Origin of the sequence: Rhodococcus sp. 008, from assembly GCF_001682295.1 — a bacterium.
Lineage (GTDB): Bacteria > Actinomycetota > Actinomycetes > Mycobacteriales > Mycobacteriaceae > Rhodococcus_F > Rhodococcus_F qingshengii.
Genome location: NZ_CP012749.1, coordinates 4,823,138 through 4,845,693 on the forward strand (window position 1 = coordinate 4,823,138; position 22,556 = coordinate 4,845,693).

19 protein-coding genes and 2 pseudogenes are annotated in these 22,556 nt (G+C 63.0%); 14 read left to right on the forward strand and 7 right to left on the reverse strand.

The genetic code is table 11. From position 1 onward, the window contains the following. Positions 1–50 precede the first annotated feature (50 nt). Positions 51–530 (forward strand): class Ib ribonucleoside-diphosphate reductase assembly flavoprotein NrdI, encoded by a 480-nt coding sequence (gene nrdI / locus AOT96_RS34825; protein WP_003944767.1) that lies wholly within the window; start codon positions 51–53, stop codon positions 528–530. After that, entirely contained in the window at positions 488–2,671 is a 2,184-nt protein-coding gene (gene nrdE / locus AOT96_RS22470) for a class 1b ribonucleoside-diphosphate reductase subunit alpha (protein WP_003944756.1), read from the forward strand. Before nrdI ends, nrdE begins: the two co-directional genes overlap by 43 nt. 61 nt (positions 2,672–2,732) lie before the next feature. Here the strand turns inward: nrdE and AOT96_RS22475 are convergent, their stop codons facing one another. Next, positions 2,733–2,945 (reverse strand): hypothetical protein, encoded by a 213-nt coding sequence (locus AOT96_RS22475; RefSeq protein WP_003944723.1) that lies wholly within the window; start codon positions 2,943–2,945, stop codon positions 2,733–2,735. Between the two features lie 12 nt (positions 2,946–2,957). Continuing rightward, positions 2,958–3,875, reverse strand: a complete 918-nt coding sequence (locus AOT96_RS22480) for an SPFH domain-containing protein (RefSeq protein ID WP_003944699.1) — start codon at positions 3,873–3,875, stop codon at positions 2,958–2,960. Between the two features lie 170 nt (positions 3,876–4,045). On the opposite strand from AOT96_RS22480, the gene nrdF reads away from it, so the two are divergent. Further along, positions 4,046–5,011 carry a class 1b ribonucleoside-diphosphate reductase subunit beta gene (gene nrdF / locus AOT96_RS22485; RefSeq protein WP_003944744.1) on the forward strand — a complete coding sequence of 322 codons (966 nt, stop codon included), beginning with the start codon at positions 4,046–4,048 and terminating at the stop codon, positions 5,009–5,011. Between the two features lie 73 nt (positions 5,012–5,084). Here the strand turns inward: nrdF and AOT96_RS22490 are convergent, their stop codons facing one another. The 3 genes from AOT96_RS22490 to AOT96_RS22500 all read right to left on the reverse strand — a co-directional run bounded on the left by AOT96_RS22490 (position 5,085) and on the right by AOT96_RS22500 (position 7,782). Then, the gene (locus tag AOT96_RS22490) at positions 5,085–5,558 is read right to left on the reverse strand and encodes an NUDIX hydrolase (protein ID WP_065352356.1); all 474 of its coding nucleotides are present in this window, start codon (positions 5,556–5,558) and stop codon (positions 5,085–5,087) included. Between the two features lie 66 nt (positions 5,559–5,624). Further along, a complete protein-coding gene (locus tag AOT96_RS22495; RefSeq protein ID WP_065352915.1) occupies positions 5,625–6,629 on the reverse strand; it encodes an iron-siderophore ABC transporter substrate-binding protein in 1,005 nt (334 codons plus the stop codon). Between the two features lie 157 nt (positions 6,630–6,786). Beyond that, on the reverse strand, positions 6,787–7,782 hold the full coding sequence (locus tag AOT96_RS22500; RefSeq protein WP_042450041.1) for an ABC transporter substrate-binding protein: 996 nt from the start codon (positions 7,780–7,782) through the stop codon (positions 6,787–6,789). 349 nt (positions 7,783–8,131) lie between these two features. Between AOT96_RS22500 and ctaD the strand changes: the two are divergent. From ctaD to yczE, 4 genes and pseudogenes are all read left to right on the forward strand, one after another. Then, positions 8,132–9,921 (forward strand): annotated as a pseudogene (ctaD, locus tag AOT96_RS22505) (aa3-type cytochrome oxidase subunit I). 116 nt (positions 9,922–10,037) lie between these two features. Further along, complete coding sequence (gene serB, locus AOT96_RS22510) at positions 10,038–11,258, forward strand: phosphoserine phosphatase SerB (RefSeq protein ID WP_003944761.1); 1,221 nt, start codon at positions 10,038–10,040, stop codon at positions 11,256–11,258. Beyond that, complete coding sequence (locus tag AOT96_RS22515; RefSeq protein ID WP_065352357.1) at positions 11,255–12,040, forward strand: peptidyl-tRNA hydrolase; 786 nt, start codon at positions 11,255–11,257, stop codon at positions 12,038–12,040. The genes serB and AOT96_RS22515 overlap by 4 nt, the downstream gene beginning before the upstream one ends. A 37-nt stretch (positions 12,041–12,077) precedes the next feature. Next, complete coding sequence (gene yczE, locus AOT96_RS36080) at positions 12,078–12,872, forward strand: membrane protein YczE (RefSeq protein WP_306669957.1); 795 nt, start codon at positions 12,078–12,080, stop codon at positions 12,870–12,872. On the opposite strand, the pseudogene glgX reads toward yczE, so the two are convergent. Beyond that, positions 12,785–14,827: pseudogene (glgX, locus tag AOT96_RS22525) on the reverse strand (glycogen debranching protein GlgX); the annotation flags it as partial. The gene yczE and the pseudogene glgX overlap by 88 nt on opposite strands. Positions 14,828–14,878: 51 nt before the next feature. Here glgX and AOT96_RS22530 point away from each other — a divergent pair. Genes AOT96_RS22530 through AOT96_RS22550 form a run of 5 tightly spaced genes read left to right on the forward strand, consistent with a single transcriptional unit; the run spans position 14,879 to position 19,594 of the window. Then, positions 14,879–15,700: an ABC transporter ATP-binding protein gene (locus AOT96_RS22530; RefSeq protein ID WP_083197658.1), complete on the forward strand. Its 822-nt coding sequence runs from the start codon at positions 14,879–14,881 to the stop codon at positions 15,698–15,700. 56 nt (positions 15,701–15,756) lie between these two features. Continuing rightward, positions 15,757–16,575 carry an NUDIX hydrolase gene (locus AOT96_RS22535; RefSeq protein ID WP_065352360.1) on the forward strand — a complete coding sequence of 273 codons (819 nt, stop codon included), beginning with the start codon at positions 15,757–15,759 and terminating at the stop codon, positions 16,573–16,575. Positions 16,576–16,585: 10 nt separating this feature from the next. Further along, positions 16,586–17,365, forward strand: coding sequence for an enoyl-CoA hydratase/isomerase family protein (locus AOT96_RS22540; protein WP_003944701.1), 780 nt, complete (start codon positions 16,586–16,588; stop codon positions 17,363–17,365). Positions 17,366–17,418: 53 nt separating this feature from the next. Next, a complete protein-coding gene (locus tag AOT96_RS22545) occupies positions 17,419–18,435 on the forward strand; it encodes a class I SAM-dependent methyltransferase (protein ID WP_003944733.1) in 1,017 nt (338 codons plus the stop codon). Position 18,436: 1 nt separating this feature from the next. Then, positions 18,437–19,594: a THUMP-like domain-containing protein gene (locus tag AOT96_RS22550; protein ID WP_065352361.1), complete on the forward strand. Its 1,158-nt coding sequence runs from the start codon at positions 18,437–18,439 to the stop codon at positions 19,592–19,594. Position 19,595: 1 nt separating this feature from the next. Here the strand turns inward: AOT96_RS22550 and AOT96_RS22555 are convergent, their stop codons facing one another. Beyond that, complete coding sequence (locus AOT96_RS22555; protein WP_065352362.1) at positions 19,596–20,903, reverse strand: outer membrane protein assembly factor BamB family protein; 1,308 nt, start codon at positions 20,901–20,903, stop codon at positions 19,596–19,598. A gap of 137 nt (positions 20,904–21,040) precedes the next feature. On the opposite strand from AOT96_RS22555, the gene AOT96_RS22560 reads away from it, so the two are divergent. Both AOT96_RS22560 and AOT96_RS22565 read left to right on the forward strand, forming a co-directional pair. Further along, positions 21,041–21,805, forward strand: coding sequence for an acyltransferase (locus AOT96_RS22560; protein ID WP_003944741.1), 765 nt, complete (start codon positions 21,041–21,043; stop codon positions 21,803–21,805). Between the two features lie 97 nt (positions 21,806–21,902). Further along, on the forward strand, positions 21,903–22,538 hold the full coding sequence (locus AOT96_RS22565) for a maleylpyruvate isomerase family mycothiol-dependent enzyme (protein WP_003944749.1): 636 nt from the start codon (positions 21,903–21,905) through the stop codon (positions 22,536–22,538). The last annotated feature ends 18 nt before the right edge of the window (positions 22,539–22,556 follow it).

Consider the following 22,556-nt stretch of genomic DNA (forward strand, 5'->3'; position numbering starts at 1 on the left):
CGACACATCTGAGTAGTTCCGGGCACCGTACAAGAAAATGGTGACAACCGATGACTTCGCTGGTCTATTTTTCCAGCGTGTCGGAGAACACCCACCGATTCGTTCAACGTCTCGGCCTGCCTGCGACACGTATACCTATCCATGACCGTGACGGCTCATTTCGTGTAGACGAGCCCTATGTGCTGATTCTGCCCACCTATGGTGGCGGGGTCACCGTGACAGGGCGCGACACCAGTTATGTACCGAAGCCGGTCATTCGTTTTTTGAACAATCCACACAACAGGTCGTTGATCAGAGCAGTGATCGCGGCGGGAAACACCAATTTCGGTGAGTCCTTTTGCTATGCAGGAAACATCATTTCCCAGAAATGCCACGTTCCTTTTCTGTACCGGTTCGAACTCATGGGCACTGCCGAGGACGTCGACCGGGTACGAGAAGGCTTGGGGGAGTTCTGGAATCATCTCGAAACAGAGAAGGAGCACGGGCAGTGGCGCCAACCATCACTGACACGATCGCGGCAGGAAGCGTAGAGCGTGATGCGCGCGGCGGCGATTCCACCAACGGTCTCGACTACCACGCACTCAACGCCATGCTCAACCTGTACGGCGCCAACGGTGAGATCCAGTTCGAGATGGATGTCGCTGCAGCCCGTCAGTACTTCTTGCAGCACGTCAACCAGAACACCGTGTTCTTCCACAACCTCGACGAGAAGCTGGACTACCTCGTCGAGGAAAACTATTACGAGCCCGAGGTTCTCGATCAGTACTCACGTACTTTCGTGAAGTTCCTGATCGATCACGCGTACGCCAAGAAGTTCCGCTTCCCGACGTTCCTGGGTGCATTCAAGTACTACACCTCCTACACGCTCAAGACCTTCGACGGTAAGCGCTACCTAGAGCGTTTCGAAGATCGTGTCTGCATGGTTGCGCTCACCCTGGCCGCAGGCAACGAAGACCTGGCCGTCGAACTCGTCGACGAGATCATCGCCGGACGCTTCCAGCCCGCCACCCCGACGTTCCTGAACTCGGGCAAGAAGCAGCGCGGTGAGCCCGTGTCCTGCTTCCTGCTTCGTATCGAAGACAACATGGAGTCCATCGGTCGCTCCATCAACTCGGCACTGCAGCTGTCCAAGCGCGGTGGCGGAGTTGCCTTGCTGCTCACCAACGTTCGTGAGCACGGCGCCCCGATCAAGAAGATCGAGAACCAGAGTTCGGGTGTCATCCCGATCATGAAGCTTCTCGAGGACTCGTTCTCCTACGCCAACCAGTTGGGTGCGCGTCAGGGTGCCGGTGCTGTGTACCTGCATGCGCACCACCCCGACATCTACCGGTTCCTCGACACCAAGCGTGAGAACGCCGACGAGAAAATCCGTATCAAGACGCTCTCACTCGGCGTCGTGATCCCGGACATCACGTTCGAACTGGCGAAGAAGAACGAGGACATGTACTTGTTCTCGCCGTACGACGTCGAGCGCATCTACGGAGTTCCGTTCTCCGACATCAACGTCTCCGAGAAGTACTACGAGATGGTCGACGACAAGCGAATTCGCAAGTCCAAGATCAAGGCTCGCGAGTTCTTCCAGACCGTCGCCGAATTGCAGTTCGAATCGGGCTACCCCTACATCATGTTCGAGGACACGGTGAACCGGGCGAACCCGATCGAGGGCAAGATCACGCACTCGAACCTGTGCTCGGAGATCCTGCAGGTTTCGACGCCTTCACTGTTCAACGACGACCTGTCCTACTCGAAGGTCGGCAAGGACATCTCCTGCAACCTGGGTTCGCTGAACATCGCGAAGACCATGGACTCGCCCGACTTCGCCAAGACCATCGAAGTGTCGATCCGCGGATTGACGGCGGTGTCCGATCAGACGCACATCTACTCGGTGCCGTCGATCGAGCAGGGCAACAACGACTCTCACGCCATCGGCCTCGGTCAGATGAACCTGCACGGATACCTTGCTCGTGAGCGGATCTTCTACGGCAGCGAAGAAGGCATCGACTTCACGAACATCTACTTCTACACCGTGCTCTTCCACGCACTGCGTGCGTCGAACAAGATCGCCATCGAGCGCGGCTCGTACTTCAAGGGTTTCCCGGAGTCGAAGTACGCCTCGGGTGAATTCTTCGACAAGTACACCGATCAGGCTTGGGAGCCGGCAACCGACAAGGTTCGCGGACTCTTCGCCGATGCGAAGCTGCACATCCCCACTCAGGACGACTGGCGTGAGCTGAAGGCTTCGGTTCAGAAGCACGGTATCTACAACCAGAACCTTCAGGCCGTCCCGCCGACCGGCTCGATCTCGTACATCAACTACTCCACCAGCTCCATCCACCCGGTGGCGTCGAAGATCGAGATCCGCAAGGAAGGCAAGATCGGCCGCGTCTACTACCCGGCGCCCTACCTGACCAACGACAACCTGGAGTACTACCAGGATGCCTACGAAATCGGGTACGAGAAGATCGTCGACACCTATGCTGCCGCAACGCAACACGTCGACCAGGGCCTGTCGCTGACGCTGTTCTTCAAGGACACCGCAACCACTCGCGACATCAACAAGGCGCAGATCTACGCGTGGCGTAAGGGCATCAAGACGCTGTACTACATCCGTCTGCGTCAGATGGCACTCGAAGGCACCGAGGTCGAGGGCTGCGTTTCCTGCATGCTGTAGAGGGCTCCGCCCCCGTGCGCCTTTTCGGTAGTGGTTACTACCGAAAAGGCGCACAGGGGTATCAGGCCGGCGGACGGCCGGGACCGTGCATCTTGCCGGCGTTCTTCGGCATACGACCGTGTTCGGTGAGTGCGCGCCGAAGGAGAAACTCGATCTGGGCGTTGGTACTTCGGAGATCGTCGGCCGCCCAGCGGGCAAGCGCGTCGTGCACCGCTGGGTCCAACCGAAGAAGGATCTTCTTACGCTCGGATCGCGGAGCTGGATCCGTGGCCATGTGGCCTTTCCTTTACTGGTAGAGCGAACCGGTGTTGAGCACCGGTTGTGCGTCGCGGTCGCCGCACAGCACGACCAGAAGGTTACTGATCATCGTGGCCTTGCGTTCCTCGTCGAGTTCGACGACGTGCTTTTCCTCGAGCTGCTTGAGTGCCATGTCGACCATGGACACCGCACCTTCGACGATTTGCTTGCGGGCGGCGATCACTGCACCCGCTTGCTGGCGCCGAAGCATCGCGCTGGCGATCTCGGGTGCATACGAGAGCCGGTTGATGCGTGTCTCGATAACTTCGACACCCGCCGCACGTACGCGGGCGTGAACCTCCTCCGACAGGGTGGTGGTGATGATATCGGCGTTCTCGCGCAACGAGACTCGGCCTTCGGCGTCGTACGGGTAGCTACCGGCGATATGGCGGACGGCCGCCTCGGTCTGTACGGAGACGAACTCCTCGTAATCGTCCACCTGGAACGAGGCGAGCGCTGTGTCGGCCACCTGCCAGACGACCACCGCCGAGATCTCGATGGGATTGCCGTCGGCGTCGTTCACTTTCGCCTGACCGGTCTCATGGTTTCGGATGCGCGTCGAGATCGATCGACGGACCGTCAGCGGGTTTGTCCATCGCAGTCCCGGCGTGCGCAGGGTGCCGCTGTACGAGCTTCCGAGAAGTTGCAGAACTCGGGCTTGATTCGGTTGCACCAACGTTAGGCCCATCAGGAGGGGGAGTGACGCGATGAACAGCACCACTCCGACCGGAATCAGGGCGAAGAGTCCCAGAACTCCGCCAACGACGGACAGCGCGATTCCGGCCAGGAAGAGAAGGACGCCGCCGAGGAGCATCCAGCTGCCGGACAGGTCCCAGCCTGGGCGTTCGGCGATCGTTGTGGTGGCGACACCGGTCGGTTTCTCGGCCACGGTGGGTGTGCTGGTCATGCGAGACTCGCTTTCCATCGGTAAGTGATATTTAATTGATATCACATTTTTTGTACTCGTGGAGGGGCGCGTGCGACACATGTTGTTGTGTTGGCATCGCGGACCCGACACAACGGGTAGTGTTCAGGCAAGCCAACATTCGGCAGTATCTCTCTCGCTAGGTAGGAATTATGGTCAAGCTGGTCAGTCGCGTTTCCGCCATCAACTGGAATCGCGTCCAGGACGAGAAGGACGCCGAGGTATGGGATCGCCTCGTCAGCAACTTCTGGCTGCCCGAAAAGGTGCCGGTCTCCAACGACATCCCGTCCTGGGGAACGCTGACCGCGCAGGAGCAGCAGCTCACCATGCGCGTCTTCACGGGCCTGACGCTGCTCGACACCATCCAGGGAACGGTCGGCGCCGTCAGCCTCATCCCGGACGCGATCACTCCCCACGAAGAAGCGGTGTACACCAACATCGCCTTCATGGAATCGGTGCACGCGAAGAGTTACAGCTCGATCTTCTCGACGCTGTGCTCCACCCCCGACATCGACGACGCGTTCCGCTGGTCGGAGGAGAACCCCAACCTGCAGCGCAAGGCGCAGATCGTTCTCGACTACTACAACGGCGAGTCGCCGCTCAAGCGCAAGGTCGCATCGACGCTCCTCGAGAGCTTCCTCTTCTACTCCGGCTTCTACCTGCCGATGTACTGGTCCTCGCGAGCCAAGCTCACCAACACTGCAGACCTCATCCGCCTCATCATCCGCGACGAGGCCGTGCACGGGTACTACATCGGCTACAAGTACCAGAAGGGCCTCGAACAGCTCACCGAGGCCGAGCGTGAAGAGCTCAAGAACTACACGTTCGAGTTGCTCTTCGAGCTCTACGAGAACGAGGTCGACTACACCCAGGACCTCTACGACGGCGTCGGTCTGACCGAGGATGTCAAGAAGTTCCTGCGCTACAACGCCAACAAGGCGCTCAACAATCTCGGCTACGAAGGCCTCTTCCCGAAGGACGAGACGGACGTCAATCCGGCTATCCTGTCGGCACTTTCACCGAATGCGGACGAGAATCACGACTTCTTCTCCGGCTCGGGTAGCTCCTACGTCATCGGCAAGGCCGTCAACACCGAAGACGACGACTGGGATTTCTAGAGAGCGACCTACACGCCGAAGCCCGACTCCTGCACACGCGGGAATCGGGCTTCGGCCGTGTATTGGGAGCGGACTAGCGCTGAAACCACGCTTCCGGCTTGTCCTGCAACGCTTTTGCGAGGCGCAGACGCGAGGTTTCCGTCATGTCCGAAGGCAGTTCGCTCGGCGCGAACCACGCGACCTCGAGGTTTTCGTCGTCCGCCACGTGTGCATCTCCGCCGGTCCACCTGGCCAGGAAGCAGACGTCGAGGTACTGAGTCACGTCGCCGTTGGGGTACGTAATGGGCTCTGTGACATCGACACTCGTGATCCGAACCAATTCGGCGTCGACGCCGGTTTCTTCCTTCGCCTCGCGCACCGCCGCCGACGACGGTTCCTCGCCAGGCTCGAGAACGCCGGACACGACGGCCCACTGACCGTTGTCGGCGCGGCGGGTGAGCAGGACCCGACCGTCGTCGTCGCGGATCACGACGCTCACTCCGGACAGCCAGAGCGGCGCATGACCGACCTTCTCGCGCAGTGCAACAATGAATTCGGGGATCGGCATGATCAGAACCCGAACTTCACAGCTGGGGCGAACCGCCTCGAATGTCGGAGTAGTGGTTCGTTCCAGTCAGCTCGCATATCCGTTCAAGGTTCCCTTCAAGTCCGCCAATACGGCACGGGCAGCAGTCATCCCGTTTCCGTTCCAGATGTCGTCTTCAGCGACGAACACACGCCGGTCGGTGGCAGCGGCGAGGTCCTGCCACTGGTCGCTCTTCATGACCTCGGTGCCGTAGGTACGACCGTTCGGCCCGTCGAAGAGGACGTAGATCAAGTCCCCTTCGGCGGCGCTGAGATCGTCGGCCGGAATCGGTGCCGTGGTCGCATCGGTCAATCGCTGCGCCGGTGGGCGCCGGACGCCGACGTCGCTGAGGATCTGTCCGGCGAAGGATGCAGGGCCCTCGATCTGCAGGTCCTTCGAACCGAACCGAACCACTGATGCCTGCGTCTGCGATGCATTCAATGCGTCGCCGAGCTGCACGACGTCCTGCTGGTAGCGGTCGAGCTCCGTCGCAGCCGCGGACGAACGGCCCAGTGCCTGGCCGGCGAGGGCGAACTGCGCTTTCCAGTACACGGGATCCGAGCCCGCGAACACGGTGGGGGCGATGGCGTCGAGTTGCCCGTACAAGCCGTCGGACGCCGGACTGGACCCGAGGATCAAGTCCGGCGCGGCGGCCTTCACGGCGTTGACGTCAGGTGCGCTCACGGGGCCGACACTCGGAATCTCCGAGATGCCGAAACCCAGGTACGACGGTTGAGGCGAGTCGACACCGGTTGCGGCGCCCACTACCCGCTCCCACAGACCGAGGGCGCACACGGCGTCCATCGAGACACTGTCGAGGACCACGATCCGTTGGGGATCGGAAGGAACCTCGGTTTCACCCGCAGCGTGTACGACTCGACGCTTCACCCCGGGGCCCGCTCCCGGGTCGGCTTGCGTCGGCGTCGGGCACGCGGTGGCGGTGTCGCGTTCGATGCCCATCACGCCGGCACCGGCGATCGACGTAGTGGTCCGGACGATGGTGCTCGCCGGATCGTCCGACGAGTCGGACGAGCAACCACCGAGGACGAGCATCGTGGCGGTGATCCCCAGGATCGAGACACGACGAACGGACGTGCGGGCGGTCGTGCGTGAGAGAACAGACGTGCGTGAGAGAACAGACGTGCGTGAGAGAACAGACAAGTCGACGGCTTCCTGTGTGAGCGGGCGCCGTTCAGGTTAGCTGTTCGACTCAGCTGTTCTGCTTGTCCACCTCGAACGTGTCCGAGAGGTCGTCGAGGATCATGTGGGCGCCCTGGATGCTGACCGGCGACATCCAACGTGAATCGTCCACGTCGACCTTGCGTCCTCGAAGCGTCTGCCACAGCGGGCTCTCGAGGAACGGCTTCGCAGCTTCGGCGCTCTTGCCCTCGGCGTCCTGCCAGGTGCTGATGAAGATGACGTCCGCGTCGGCTTCGTTGATCAGCTCGGGGCTGATCTTCATCATGATGTTGCCGGCATCGGCGGGGTCAGGTCCCTGGTTGTCCGGGCGCTTCAATCCGGCGTCCTGAAGAACGATGCCGCTGAACGAGGTGGTGCGGTAGAGACGTGCGGTCGGTTCACCGGCGAACCGGACTACCGAGATGACCGGGTTGTTCGCCTTCTCGTTGATTTCCTTGCCGACGGCAGCCGCGCGTGTTTCGTATTCGGTGATCTTCGCCTCGGCCAGCGATTCCTTGCCCAGCGCTTCACCGACTACGCGGATGTTGTCCTTCCACGTCGGACCGGTCGTCTGGGTGAAGACGGTGGGCGCGATTGCGGAGAGCTGCTCGTAGTTCTTCCCGTCGCGGACCTCGGCGGAGATGATGAGGTCCGGCTGCAGTGCGGCGATCTTCTCGAGGCTTGCACTGCTGACCGTGCCGACCGAGACGGCGTCCGCGGCGAATTCCTCCCGCGAGGATCCGAGGTAGTCGGGCAGACCGGGCTCGCGGTAGTCGACGTAGCCGACGAGCGGGGATTCGAGGAGAAGGACGGCGTCGGTGAAGCTGTTGTCGAGCGCGACGATCCGCTGGGGTGCTGCCGGGATTTCGGTGCTTCCACGGAAGTGTTCGATCGTGCGGGGGAATGCGCCCGACTCGGTCGAGGTGGTGGTTGCAGCGGGCTCGTCGTTACTCGAGCAGGCTGGAACGACCAAGGCGATCGAGGCTGCGACGGCTACCAGCGCGGCGCGGCGGGGAAAGAATTTCACTGAATACTCCTGAGGTGAGTTAGGCGAGGGTGACCTTATCAGTGGAGGAGATGGCCGAAAACGGACACCGACCGAATTCTTCGACGCGCACGACACGCCGATTCGGAAGTGGGTTCGGACTCCCGGGGGAACATAAACCGCAGGTCGTTCGTTCGGTGCCGTGAAAAACGGATGCTCGAGTACGACGCAGAGTAGGACCGGGTCGCGGTGCCTCGGAGTCACGGTCTACCATTCGATGAGCGCAAGCCAGAAGCCGTTGTCCGCAGCCCGGGCGACGGACCCTGCGGGCGCAACCAAGGGCTCTTTGACGGAGTCTGCGGAGCGACCAAAGGCACATTCAGGAGGATCAGTGACTGCCGTAGCGCCCCAGCCAGTCCCCACGATAGCGCCGGCCAGGCCTTACCCGCCGCGGCAGGGACCCAAGGGCTCATTCATTTTCAAGATGATCACGACCACCGATCCCAAGGTGCTCGGAATCATGTACTTGGCGACTTCCATCGCCTTCTTCCTCATCGGTGGCCTCATGGCACTGATGATGCGTGCCGAACTTGCTGTACCCGGCATGCAGTTCCTTTCCAACGAACAGTTCAACCAGCTGTTCACCATGCACGGCACGATCATGCTGCTGCTGTACGCGACCCCGATCGTCTTCGGCTTCGCGAACTACATTCTTCCGCTCCAGATCGGTGCACCCGACGTCGCGTTCCCGCGCCTGAACGCGTTCAGCTACTGGCTGTACCTGTTCGGTGCGATCATCACGACGGCCGGATTCGTCACGCCCGGTGGCGCAGCAGACTTCGGTTGGACGGCATACACGCCGCTGACCAGCGCGCTGCACAGCCCCGGCGTCGGCGCAGACCTGTGGGTCCTGGGTCTGGCCGTCGCCGGCCTCGGCACCATCCTCGGTGGCGTCAACATGGTCACCACCGTGATCTGCCTGCGCGCACCCGGTATGACCATGTTCCGCATGCCGATCTTCACCTGGAACATCTTCATCACCAGCATCCTGATCCTGCTGGCGTTCCCGCTGCTGACCGCTGCATTCATGGGCTTGTTCGTCGACCGCCATCTCGGTGGGCACATCTTCGACCCGGCAACGGGCGGTGTGCTCCTGTGGCAGCACCTGTTCTGGTTCTTCGGTCACCCCGAGGTGTACATCATCGCGCTGCCGTTCTTCGGCATCGTCTCGGAGATCTTCCCGGTCTTCAGCCGTAAGCCGATCTTCGGCTACAGCGGCTGGTGTACGCAACATTGGCCATCGCCGCTCTGTCGATCGCAGTGTGGGCCCACCACATGTACGCAACCGGCGCTGTTCTCCTGCCGTACTTCTCGTTCATGACGTTCCTGATCGCCGTGCCGACAGGTGTGAAGATCTTCAACTGGATCGGCACGATGTGGAAGGGGCAGTTGACCTTCGAATCGCCGATGCTGTTCTCGATCGGCTTCCTGATCACCTTCCTCTTCGGTGGTCTGTCGGGTGTCATCCTCGCGAGCCCGCCGCTCGACTTCCACGTCACCGACAGCTACTTCGTCGTCGCCCACTTCCACTACGTGGTCTTCGGCACGGTCGTGTTCGCCACGTACGCCGGTATCTACTTCTGGTTCCCGAAGATGACCGGTCGCATGATGGACGAGCGCCTCGGCAAGTGGCACTTCTGGACCACGTTCGTCGGTTTCCACGGCACGTTCCTCGTTCAGCACTGGCTCGGTGCCGAAGGTATGCCGCGTCGTTACGCCGACTACCTGCCCTCGGACGGGTTCACGGTTCTGAACTCGGTGTCCACGATCTTTGCCTTCGTACTCGGTGCCTCGACGCTTCCGTTCATCTGGAACGTCTTCAAGAGCTACCGCTACGGCGAGGTGGTCACCGTCGACGATCCGTGGGGTTACGGAAACTCGCTGGAGTGGGCAACCACCTGCCCGCCGCCGCGTCACAACTTCACCGAGTTGCCACGCATCCGTAGCGAGCGTCCGGCGTTCGAGCTGCACTACCCGCACATGGTGGAGCGGATGCGCGCGGAAGCGCACGTCGGCCCCGGCCACGGCGGGAAGAACGCCAGCACCGTGCTCGAAGATGCTCGTCACGAGCCGCTCACGGTCGGGGACGAAGGCGACCCCGGAACCGACAGCCGCTCCTGAGCGAAGTAACACACTGAAGTAATCAGCGAAGGCCCCGCCCGAGTAACGGGTGGGGCCTTTCGCTTGGCACAATAGTGACGATCAAGACGCGAACGAAGAAACGATCGGAGTTTTCGGTGGGTGCCTCTGACACCACTGTTCTGGTGACTGTGACCGGGCCGGACCGCCCTGGCGTCACCTCGGTACTGTTCGCGGCGCTGTCGCGGCACGATGTGCGTCTACTCGACGTGGAGCAGGTGGTGATTCGAGGTCGACTGACACTCGGTGTCATGGTTGCCTGCCCGAACGATCCCGAAGCGCTTCAGGAAGAACTCGAACAGGCGATGGCGACGGTCGGAATGAACGTCGACATCGAAATCGGTGCCGATCCCGGACGGCCCGCGGTGTCCACCCACGCGGTCGTTGTTCTCGGTAGCCCGGTCAATGCTCGCGCAATGCGATCGGTGGCACGCGAACTCGCGAAGCAGGGCGCAAACATCGATTCCATCCGTGGTGTCGCCGACTATCCGGTCACCGGCCTCGAACTCAGCGTCAGCGCGGCCGATACGGCCGACGGCGACGCGAAGCTGCGCACCGGACTCGCCGAGGTCGCCGCTCTCGAAAACGTCGACATCGCGGTCGAGCGCGCAGGTCTCGCTCGCCGGGCCAAGCGTCTGATCGTGTTCGACGTGGACTCGACGCTCGTCCAGGGCGAGGTCATCGAGATGCTCGCCGCGAAGGCCGGCGTCGAGGACGAGGTCCGCGCCGTCACCGAAGCTGCGATGCGCGGCGAGATCGACTTCACCGAATCACTGCACCAGCGTGTGGCGACACTCGCCGGTCTCGACGCCTCCGTCATCGACGAGGTGGCAGAGAGCATCGAACTGACGCCGGGTGCGCGAACCACGATTCGCACCCTGCGCCGCCTCGGATTTCACTGCGGCGTGGTGTCGGGTGGATTCCGGCAGGTCATCGAAGGCCTCGCACACGAACTCGAACTGGACTTCGTGCACGCCAACACCCTCGAAATCGTCGACGGCAAGCTGACCGGACGTGTGATCGGTGAAATCGTCGACCGCGCCGCGAAGGCCGTTGCGCTGCGCAAGTTCGCCGATCAGGTCGGTGTGCCGATGGAACAGACCGTCGCCGTCGGCGACGGTGCCAACGACATCGACATGCTCAACGCCGCGGGCCTGGGCGTGGCGTTCAACGCCAAGCCTGCGTTGCGGGAGGTCGCAGATGCTGCTTTGTCGCATCCCTTCCTCGACGCTGTGCTGTTCATTCTCGGTGTGACCCGCGACGAGGTCGAGGCTGCGGACGCCGTCGACGGTGGCGTGCGACGCGTACCGATTCCATGAGTTCCGATCCAGCATTCAGTTCCGATCCAGCTGTGATGTCCGGCCCCGATTCGCGCTGGCGCGAGCGCCACGCGGTGCTGGCTGCTGGGTACGGAGGGCGAGACGATCCCGCGGATCCGGCGCTGGTGTTGGCGATGCCGATCGTTCTGCACATTCCGAAGGCAGACCCGCCCAAGCGCACCGCACTGCTCGAGGCTGCGGCAACGGCGGCTGTGGCGCTGTGTCTGGACGAACGCGTCGGGTTCACCGAAGACGGGGAACCCGGCCCCTGGCACGAGGACTATTCGGCGTGGGTGGGTGCCCGGATTCGGAAGGTGTCTCGTCGAGCGCGAGGAGCGCAGTGGCTCGCCGCGCAGGAGGTACCGGGAATCACCGTCGATGTGGATGGCGCGCAGGCGCGGGCTCTGGTTCCCGGGCCGGTCGGAGAACTGGACCCGCGAATCAAGAAGTTGCAGATCGGTGGGACCGATCTCGAGCACGACGAGCCTGGCCCGCCGGAGCCTGGTCTTCCTGTGCTGTGGATCGACTCGGCGCTCGAGATGACGGTAGGCAAGGCGTCGGCACAGGTCGGGCATGCCTCGATGTTGTTGGCGGCGGCCATGTCCGAGAAACAGTGCTGGGCCTGGGCGCAGAACAACTTTCGCTGCTCAGTGCGCGACGCGAGCCCGGAACAGTGGGCCGAAGCAGTAGTTCGGCTGAAGAAGTCGGAGGCCGTCGCGGTTCGTGACGCTGGTTTCACGGAAGTGGCACCAGGCTCCATGACAGTCATCGCGGTTCCGTAGAGACGCAACCGACCAGTCCAGTATCGGCAACTTGGCTATGGATGAACAGTCCAGTGGCCATCAAGATGGTCGAGTGTTGATACGGAGATTCGCCTCGCTGTTCGTCGGTCTGTGGTTGTACGGCTTCTCGATGGCCATGATGATCACAGCCGGTCTTGGTCTGGATCCCTGGGATGTGTTCCATCAGGGTGTGGCCGAGCACGTTTCGCTCAGTTTCGGCGTGATCACTGCGATTACCGGTGCGGTGGTACTGCTGCTCTGGATTCCGATCCGTCAGCGGCCGGGATTCGGAACGGTCGCCAATGTCGTTGTAATTGCCATCTCGGTGGATACCTCACTGGCCTTCTTGCCGGTCTTTGATTCCATGCCAGTTCGAGCCGTGATCATGGTCGCGGGAATCCTCCTCAACGGACTGGCCAGCGTTCTCTACATCGGCGCGGGCATGGGGCCGGGCCCCCGCGACGGATTGATGACCGGACTGGTCGCTCGCACAGGTCTGTCGGTCAGGCTCGTGCGTACCAGCATCGAGATCGCGGTCCTCACGACCGGATGGCTCCTCGGTGGCACCGTCGGCGTCGGAACAGTGTTGTACGCCTTCGGGATCGGACCGACCATTCAATTCCTCATCAAGGTGCTGCCGGATTCCATGACAGCAGCGGTGACCGGAGGACGTGTCACGGAACGTAAGGCCAAGACCGTGGGGCCGGTCAGCGAAATCTCGGTGCCGACGGGAACTTCGGCCGTGGAGGCAGGTTCTCCGGTGGGTGAAGCCGAATCGAACGATGCAGTCAAGGTGCCGTCGAACCATTCCGGAGTGCCGACGGTGACCTGAACCGGTCCACCGGAATGCAGGATCAGGAGCCAACTGTCGTCACCGAGTGGGCGCCCGGTTCGAGTGTGAGACCGAACGTCGGCTCCGTCGATCCAGGCCTGCAGCGTTCGGTGACTCTCGTCGTACCATGCGGTGTCGTCGAACTCGACGCCGGCAGCGTCGAACCAGACGAGGTCCGGGTGCTCCAGTCTTCTTCTGCCTTCGAAGAATTCGGGCTGACGCAACGCCGGTGCCGTTCGGCGTAATCCGAACGCTCGGGAGACGAACTGCACCAACGACTGATCGGCCGCCGTCCAGTCCAGGGCCCACGAATCGGCTGGGGAGGCAAGTGTGGGAACACAATACGCGTTGTTGTTTCCGCCGAGACTGTGGCCGAACTCGTCTCCGGCGGTGAGCATCGGTGTGCCTGTCGACAGCACGAGCGTGGCCAGTAGCGCCCGTACATGACGTGCCCTGGCGTCCTGAATCTCGGGATCGGTGCTCGGGCCTTCGATTCCGTGGTTGAACGAATCGTTGTGATCGGCGCCGTCACGATTGTCTTCACCGTTGGCTTCGTTGTGCTTGTGGTTGTACGCGACCAGATCGGCGGCGGTGAACCCGTCGTGCGCTGTGACGAAGTTGATCGACGCCCATGGGCGACGGCCGCTGCCGGCAAAGATGTCCTCGGAACCGGCGAGGCGCGACGCGACCTTCCGGACGCTGGAGCCGCCGTTCCAGAACTGGCGAATGGTGCTGCGGTACTTGTCGTTCCATTCCGACCATTGGAGTCCGAAGTTTCCGACCTGGTAACCGTCGGCAGTGGCATCCCACGGTTCGGCGATGAGCTTGCACCGAGTCAGTACCGGATCGGAGGAGATGGCCGACAAGATGGACGCCCGCTGGTCGAAGCCGCCGCCGCGCGGCCTACCCAACGCGCTCGCGAGATCGAATCGGAAGCCGTCGACACCCATTTCGGTGGCCCAGTAGCGGAGGCTGTCGGTGATCATGCGGACGGCGATGGGGGAGCAGGCGTCGACCGTGTTGCCGCACCCGGTCAGGTCGATGTCGCGGCCGTCGCCGTCGAGAAGGTAATAGCCGGGGCCGTCCAAACCTCGCCAGCTGACACTGATTCCGTCGACACTCTGCTCGCAGGTGTGGTTGTAGACGACGTCGAGGACGACCTCGATGCCTGCCGCGTGTAGTGCGTCGACCATGATCCGGAACTCGGTGACTTCGCCGCCCGGAGTTGCCGCGTATCCGGGATGCGGGGCGAAGTACGACGCCGTCGAGTATCCCCAGTGGTTGCGCATCCCTCGCTCGCGGACGCTGTGTTCGGTCAGAAATGCCTGTACGGGAAGCAGTTCCACGGCAGTGACGCCGAGTGAGACGAAGTGATCGATCACGGCCGGTGCCGTCAGGCCGAGGTACGTTCCGCGGTGGGCGGCGGGTACTCCTGGATGACTGGCGGTGTACGCGCCCACATGCAGTTCGTAGATGACGCTTTCCTCCCACGGCGTCTCGAGGCGGGCTCCGGCGGGCGCGAGGCCGGGAGTCACCACGGACAGCGGCACGTGGCCGAGCGAGTCGACCGTCGACGGGTCGCCGAAGGGATCGTCGGCGTACGACAGGAGGGCACGGTGATCACCGAGATCCCCCTCGATGCGGCGCGCCCACGGATCGACGAGCAGCTTGTGTGGATTAAGTCTCAGCCCGGCGCGCGGATTCCACGGGCCGGACGCCCGAATTCCGTAACGCTGCCCCGCACCGATCCCGGAGATGATTCCGTGCCAGATTCCGTACGTGTGTTGCCGAAGTTCGACGCGATCTTCGTTTCCGTCCTGGTCGATCAGGCAGATCTGGACGCTCGACGCAGCTGGGGCGTGGACCGCGAACTGGGTTCCGGAGTCCACGATGTGGGCGCCGAGTGGGAACGGAGACCCGGGCGTCGGGGTGTGAGTTTCGATGAGAGGCGACACGCAAGATGATCCTGCCGTGAACGGCCGGAGAATGTGCGGGAAGATGTTCGGGTGCCGCTACCTGATCCAGATCTGCTCATCGATTTCGACAACGTACTCATCCGTCGGGGAGGGGCCACTCTCGTGGGGCCCGTCACCTGGAAAGTGGAGCTGGACGAGCGATGGGTGGTGCTCGGACCCAACGGTGCCGGCAAGACCTCGCTGCTGCGTATCGCGGCCGGTGAGACTTTCCCGACCAGTGGTTCTGCCCACCTCCTTGGCGAAGTTCTCGGCAAGGTCGACGTCAACGAGTTGCGCCCGCGAATCGGTTTGTCCTCGTCGTCGTTGGCGAACCGCGTGCCCGGCGACGAGAAGGTCAGCGACCTCGTCGTGTCGGCGGGCTATGCCGTTCTCGGTCGGTGGCGCGAGGAGTACGAATCCATGGACACCTCGCGCGCTGTGGAGATGCTCGAAAGCCTCGGCGCCGAGCACCTGGCGGATCGGACGTACGGGACGCTTTCCGAAGGCGAGCGCAAGCGCGTCCTCATCGCGCGAGCCTTGATGACCGATCCCGAACTTCTTCTCCTGGACGAGCCCGCCGCCGGGCTCGATCTCGGTGGACGTGAGGAACTTGTGGCTAGACTCGCCGAACTGGCTGCCGATCCGGACGCCCCGGCTACCGTTCTGATCACCCATCACGTCGAGGAAATCCCGCCGGGATTCACCCACGCACTCCTTCTCAAGGAAGGGGAGGTCGTCTCCCAGGGGCTTCTGGACGACGTCATCACCGCCGAAAATCTGAGCGCGGCATTCAGCCAGTCCATCAGCCTCGACAAGGCGGACGGCCGATACTTCGCGCGCCGCGCGAGACCGTCCGGAGCTCATCGCGCGTGAGCTTCAGTGGGACCTGAAATGCGGCCCAGATCACAGATCGCGTAGGTTCGCGAAGCATGGCTAACGAGAATGCAAACGCTGTCCCCGAGCCCAAGGATGCGTCGACCGTCATCTTGGTGCGCGATGCCGAATCCGGTATCGAGATCTTCCTGCTTCAACGAGTACAGGGGATGGCGTTTGCCGGGGGCATGACGGTCTTCCCCGGAGGCGGCGTCGACAAGTCCGATGCGACGGCCGAGGTCGAGTGGGCCGGGCCGTCGGTCGAGTGGTGGGCCGAGCGGTTCAGCACGGATGTTGCTCGGGCGAAGGCTCTCGTCTTGGCTGCGGTGCGGGAAACTTTCGAGGAGTGCGGTGTCCTGCTGGCCGGCCCCACGGCTGACACGGTCGTCGCGGACACGGCCGGCTATGCACAGGACCGAGTAGCTCTCGAAAAGCACGAGCTGTCGTTCAGCGATTTCCTGAAGAAGGAGAACCTGGTCCTGCGAACGGATCTGCTGCGGCCGTGGGCGAACTGGATCACGCCGGTGGGCGAGACCCGCCGCTACGACACGCGCTTCTTCGTCGCAGCGTCACCGACCGGACAGATCGCGGACGGCGTCACCTCCGAGGCCGCCGAGGTTCGTTGGCAGAGCCCGCAGGACGCGCTGGCGCACTGGCGGGAGGGTGGCAGCATCCTGTTGCCGCCGACGTGGAGTCAGCTGACCGAATTGGCCAAGTTCAGTTCGGTGGCGGAGATACTCGCAGCCGAGCCGGTGATTCCCGTCATCCTGCCTACGTTGATCACCGACGAGGAAACGCTGCGCGTCGAGTTCCCGAACCAGGATGGTTACTACGTCGCCGGGCCGCATCCGTGGTCGGTCAAGGCGGCAAAGTAACCTCTCGACCATGGCTGAATTTGTGACTCTCGAGGTTTCCGAAGGCATCGGCACCATCCGTCTGGCGCGTCCGCCCATGAACGCTCTGAACCGTCAGGTTCAGGACGAGTTGGCTGCTGCCGCACACGCTGCGACCGTCGACAAGGCAGTCAAGGCCGTCATCGTCTACGGCGGCGAGAAAGTCTTCGCAGCAGGTGCCGACGTCAAGGAAATGGCCGAGATGGACTACGGCCAGATCCGTGACGCGATCGGCGGCATGCAGGCCGGACTCGGCGCCGTGGCGTCCATCCCGAAGCCGACCGTCGCCGCGATCACCGGATACGCACTCGGCGGTGGACTCGAAGTTGCACTCTCGGCCGATCGCCGGATCGTCGGAGACAATGCCAAGCTCGGAGTTCCGGAGATTCTGCTCGGAATCATTCCCGGTGGCGGCGGAACGCAGCGCCTGGCTCGTCTGATCGGTCCGGCCAAGGCCAAGGATCTGGTCTTCACCGGCCGTTTCGTCGGGGCTGACGAGGCATTGGCCATCGGTTTGGTCGACGAGGTCGTCGCTCCCGACGACGTGTACACCGCGGCCCGGACATGGGCCTCGCAGTTCGTCGGGGGAGCGTCACGTGCGTTGGCTGCTGCCAAGGCAGCCATCGACGAGGGTCTGAACACCGACCTGGAATCCGGGCTCAAGATCGAGCAGCATCTGTTCGCCGGATTGTTCGCGACCAAGGATCAGGCGATCGGCATGGAGTCGTTCATCGCGAACGGTCCGGGCAAGGCCGAGTTCACGGGCGAGTAGGCTCCCCTAAACTAGAACTTGTTCATCTCTTACCAGCGAGTAGGATAGCCGCCATGACAGCCAGCCCGAATGACGACGCAACCGTCACGCCGCCCGCCGCTACCGACACCTCGGTAGTCGACCCCGCGCCGCGGCCGCACGCCACGGCCGAAGAGGTCGAGGCCGCTCGTAAGGACACCAAGCTCGCCCAGGTGCTCTACCACGACTGGGAAGCCGAAACCTACGACGACAAGTGGTCCATCTCGTACGACGAGCGCTGCATCGACTACGCACGTGGTCGTTTCGACGCCGTCGCGGGCGATCAGCCGCTCCCGTACGAGCGCGCGCTCGAACTCGGTTGCGGCACCGGATTCTTCCTCCTGAACCTGATGCAGGGTGGAGTCGCCAAGACCGGTTCGGTCACCGACCTCTCGCCCGGCATGGTCAAGGTCGCACTGCGCAATGCCGAAAGCCTCGGCCTTCCGGTCGACGGCCGTGTTGCCGATGCCGAGACCATTCCGTACGAGGACAACACCTTCGACCTGGTGGTCGGCCACGCCGTGCTGCACCACATTCCGGACGTCGAGAAGTCGCTGCGTGAGGTCCTTCGTGTCCTCAAGCCCGGCGGACGTTTCGTCTTCGCCGGTGAGCCCACCACTGTCGGCAACTTCTACGCTCGCTGGCTCGGCCGCGCGACGTGGGAAGCAACCACGCGCGTGACCAAGCTGCCGTTCCTCGCAGACTGGCGTCGCCCGCAAGAGGAACTCGACGAGTCTTCTCGTGCAGCAGCTCTCGAGGCTGTCGTCGACATCCACACGTTCGACCCCACCGACCTCGAGAACATGGCGAAGTCTGCGGGCGCCGATCAGGTCCACGCTGCCACCGAGGAATTCGCCGCGGCGCTTCTCGGCTGGCCTGTCCGTACTTTCGAAGCGGCTGTTCCGCCGGAGAAGCTCGGTTGGGGCTGGGGGCGTTTCGCTTTCGGTGGTTGGAAGACACTCAGCTGGGTCGACGAGAAGGTGCTCCGCCACGTCGTTCCTCGCGGATTCTTCTACAACGTCATGATCACCGGCGTGAAGCCCGGCAACTGAATTGGGTTATGACTTCACCCTCGGCGACGTCGACTATCTCGGAAGTGATTCCGGCGTAGCTGCCTTGGCCGAGGTGGATCAGCTCGAACTGTCCACGCGTACGCGTCTGGCCGACATCGGCCGGGCGCGTACGCGTTTCGGTGATCACATGCCTGCGCTCGTGGACACCGTCCTGCTTCGACGTAAAGCCGCCGCCAAACTGCCGGGCAGTGAGCAATGGTTGTTCACGGACGACGCGATGCAACAAGCCACTCCCGGCGTTGTCGCGGCCCACCGCGCGCAGCGTCTGATCGGGCGCGACGTCCACGACGTGACGTGCTCCATCGGCGCCGAACTGCATGCCTTGACCGGAATTGCGCATCGCGTGATCGGCAGCGACATCGATTCCGTTCGCCTGGCGATGGCACAGCGCAATGTGCCGAGCGCAGCGTTGCTGCGGGCCGACGCGCTCCGCCCGACGACACGCGAGACCGTCGTGCTGGCAGACCCCGCACGGCGATCGGGCGGTCGCCGCACTCACGATCCGGCAGCGTTGATGCCACCGTTGCCGGACCTCATCGAGGCGTACTCCGGCCGTGATCTCGCGGTGAAGTGCGCTCCGGGACTCGATTTCGACAATCTGGGCTGGGACGGGGAAGTCGAGGTCGTCTCACTCGACGGCGGCGTCAAGGAAGCCTGCCTGTGGTCGACGGGACTGGCCGAGTCCGGCGTCACGCGCCGAGCTTCGGTCCTTCGCTCCGACGGGAGCGGATGGGCGATCACCGACGCCGAGGACGACGTGATTCCGGAGCAAGCGCCGGGGGAGTGGATCATCGACCCGGACGGAGCGGTGGTACGCGCGGGCCTCGTGCGCCACTACGCGGCCAGACACGGCCTCTGGCAGCTCGATCCACGCATCGCTTATCTGACCGGTGACAGCGTCCCTGAGGGAGTTCGCGGATTCCGGATCCTCGAGCAGATCAAGTACTCCGAGAAACTGCTCAAACAGACACTGTCCAAGCGGGACTGCGGTGTGGCCGAAATCCTGGTGCGAGGAGTCGACGTGGACCCGGCAGTGCTGCGTCCACGGCTCAAGCTCAAGGGCTCGCGTGCACTGAGCGTCGTGATCGTGCGGATCGGACGATCGGCGTCGGCCTTCATCTGTGAGGCGTCCCGCTAGCTCACTTGAAGACGAACAGCTCACCGATTGCGCTGGGCGTCAACACTTCGCCCTTGGGGCCGATCGAGGTGCCGACGGTGAAGCCGACTGCTCCCGGCAACGTGTCCTGATCCACCGTCTCACCGGTTTCGGTGTCGAAGGTGATCAGGCTCAGTCCGTTCTCACCCTCGCGGACGACGGTGTATCCGGTGTCGCCGGCGGTCTGCGCCGGAACGCCCAGTTGCAGAAGGTCTTTACGTTCCCAGGCCAGTTCGGCGTGATCTCCCTCGTCGCGCACGGCAAGGAGGTGGCCCTTGTCGCCGCCGGCGGGAATGATCAAACCGTCGTCGGACGTCGAGGCACTACCGGCCGAGTTGAAGCCGATGTCGTAACTCCACCTGGTGTCACCGGTTTCGGCGTTCACTGCCCAGAGAGATCCGTTGTTGTCGGTGGCGTAGACGGTCTTGCCGTCCTTCGACAGGTCCGGGCTCGACGCCGTTCCACCGGGAAGCGCGTCGGTGGACCACTCGCGGGTGATGGACGGATTGTCGCCGCCCGTGTACTTCATGGCCACCAGATCGGCTGCCTGAGAACTGGGTCCGTAGAAGGTGAAGTAGAACTTGCCGGTGCCCAGGTCCACTGCCGGGGTATTGGCCACCGGGCAGCCGGACGTGCCGAGGAAGCACTCGTTCAAACCCTTGTTGTCGGGAATGAGTTCTGCATTCGCGCCCTGGTCGATCGACGGCGGCGGGATCAGGTCGAACGACGGAACCACTTTTGCGCCGGTCTGCGGGTTGAGCACGTTGATCTGACCCAATTGGGTGATGAACAACAGGTTTCCGTCGCCGGTGAACTGTGACGAGAGAGGAGTGCCCACAACGAGCGTGCGCCAACGCAATTGACCAGTCTCGGTGAAGGACATCATCGCGCCGCTCTCGCCGACGTAGACATTGGTGGCAGTGTCGACGATGGGCGTCGAGGCGACTACTCCGTCGTTGAGTCGAGCGCACCACTTCTTGCGACCCGTATCCATCTGGAACGAGAAGAGATTGCAGCCGTTCTCGGTGCGGGCGGTGACGAAGCTCTGGCCGTTCGCGGCCACCGAGGCGTACGCGGCAACCGGACCGCCGAGAGGGCGTGACCATGCGAACTCGACATCGCGTGATCCGGTGACCGGGCTCGTGTCGCTGTTGCGGGCGTCGGCATGTATGGCCGGCCAACCCGCCGACGCGTACCGGTCCACCCGTCCGTCGTCGCTGCCGCAACCGGCGATCAGGGCCGCAGCGATCGCCGTCGACACCATCACGGACGACCGTAGGACCCGCCGCATCACAATCTCCCTGCCTTCACTTGATCAAGAGCCCTCGGTAACTGCACAAGCCCGGACCAGAGACTATCCCGACCGGGGCAACGTGACGGGGCACACCCCGAGGGTCGGTGAGTCGGCCCCACGTAGGCTGAACACTCATGACGAGCATGTGGGGCGCACCGTTGCGCACTCGATGGCGGGGATCACGCCGAGGCGACAGCGATCAGGCCAAGTTCTTGACGGTCGATTCCCTCAAATGGGTTCTGGCGAACAAGGCGTACACACCCTGGTATCTGGTGCGGTACTACCGTCTCGCCAAGTTCAAGATGGCCAACCCGCACGTGATCCTGCGCGGCATGGTGTTCCTCGGCAAGAACGTCGAAATCCATTCCACCCCCGACCTGTCCCGCCTCGAGATCGGGCGCTGGGTGCACATCGGTGACGGCAACGCGATCCGCTGCCACGAAGGCTCGCTGCGCATCGGCGACAAGGTCGTCTTCGGCAAGGACAACGTCGTCAACACGTACCTCGACATCGAAATCGGTGCGTCGACGCTCGTAGCCGACTGGTGCTACATCTGCGACTTCGACCACCGCATGGACGACATCAACACACCGATCAAGGACCAGGGCATCGTCAAGGGCCCCGTCCGTATCGGCCCGGACACGTGGGTGGCAGCGAAGGTCACCGTGCTGCGAAATACCCGCGTCGGACGCGGTTGTGTCCTCGGGGCGCACGCCGTCGTCAAGGGAGACATCCCGGACTACAGCATCGCGGTCGGCTCGCCCGCGAAGGCGGTCAAGAACCGCAAGTCCGATTGGGAAGCCGGCGCTGCCGATCGTGCAAAGTACATCGCGGCGCTCGAGGACATCGCACGCAAGAAGGCTGCTGCGGACGCTGCCGACGCGTCGTCGACGTCGTAGCTCACTTTTTGGCAGAACCAGCGATTACTTTCGGCGCCGCAACCGGTCTGTATCGGTATCGGCGCCGAAAGTCTGCGCCGGTGAAAGGAGTGCCGACATGAGCGAACAGACACCCGAATGGGTCGTGGCGCAGCGCCGCGAACTGGTGGGATTTCTCGAAGGCCTGAGCACGGAGCAGTGGAACGCGCCGACCCTGTGCGAGGGGTGGCGGGTCCGCGAAGTGATCGCGCACATCACCATGCCCTACCGATACTCGGCGCCGCGATTCGTCGTGGAAATGGTCAAGTCACGCGGAAACTTCAACAAGATGTCGAACCGGCGAGCGCTCGCCGATGCGTCGGAAGTCGGTGAGCGACAACTGCTTGCCTCGCTTCGCGACAACGTTGCACACCCGTGGAAGCCTCCAGGCGGCGGCTTCGAGGGTGCGCTCTCGCACGACGTGATCCACGGTCAGGACATTCGCGTGGCACTCGGCGACGATTACGTGGTGCCCGAAGACCGGCTCACTCGTGTGCTCAGCGGACTCTCGCCCAAAACCGTGAAGTATTTCGGAACTGACCTCGACGGCGCTCGGTTGCGCGCCGACGACCGAGACTGGACGTACGGTGCCGGCGCCGAGGTTCACGGGGCGGCGCAGGATCTCCTGCTCGTGCTGTGCGGCCGGATGCTGCCACCAGGCCATCTGCTCGGGGATGCGAGTTCTCGTTTCACCGCGCCACTCCCGACCCCCTGAGATCAGCACAAAGCGAGC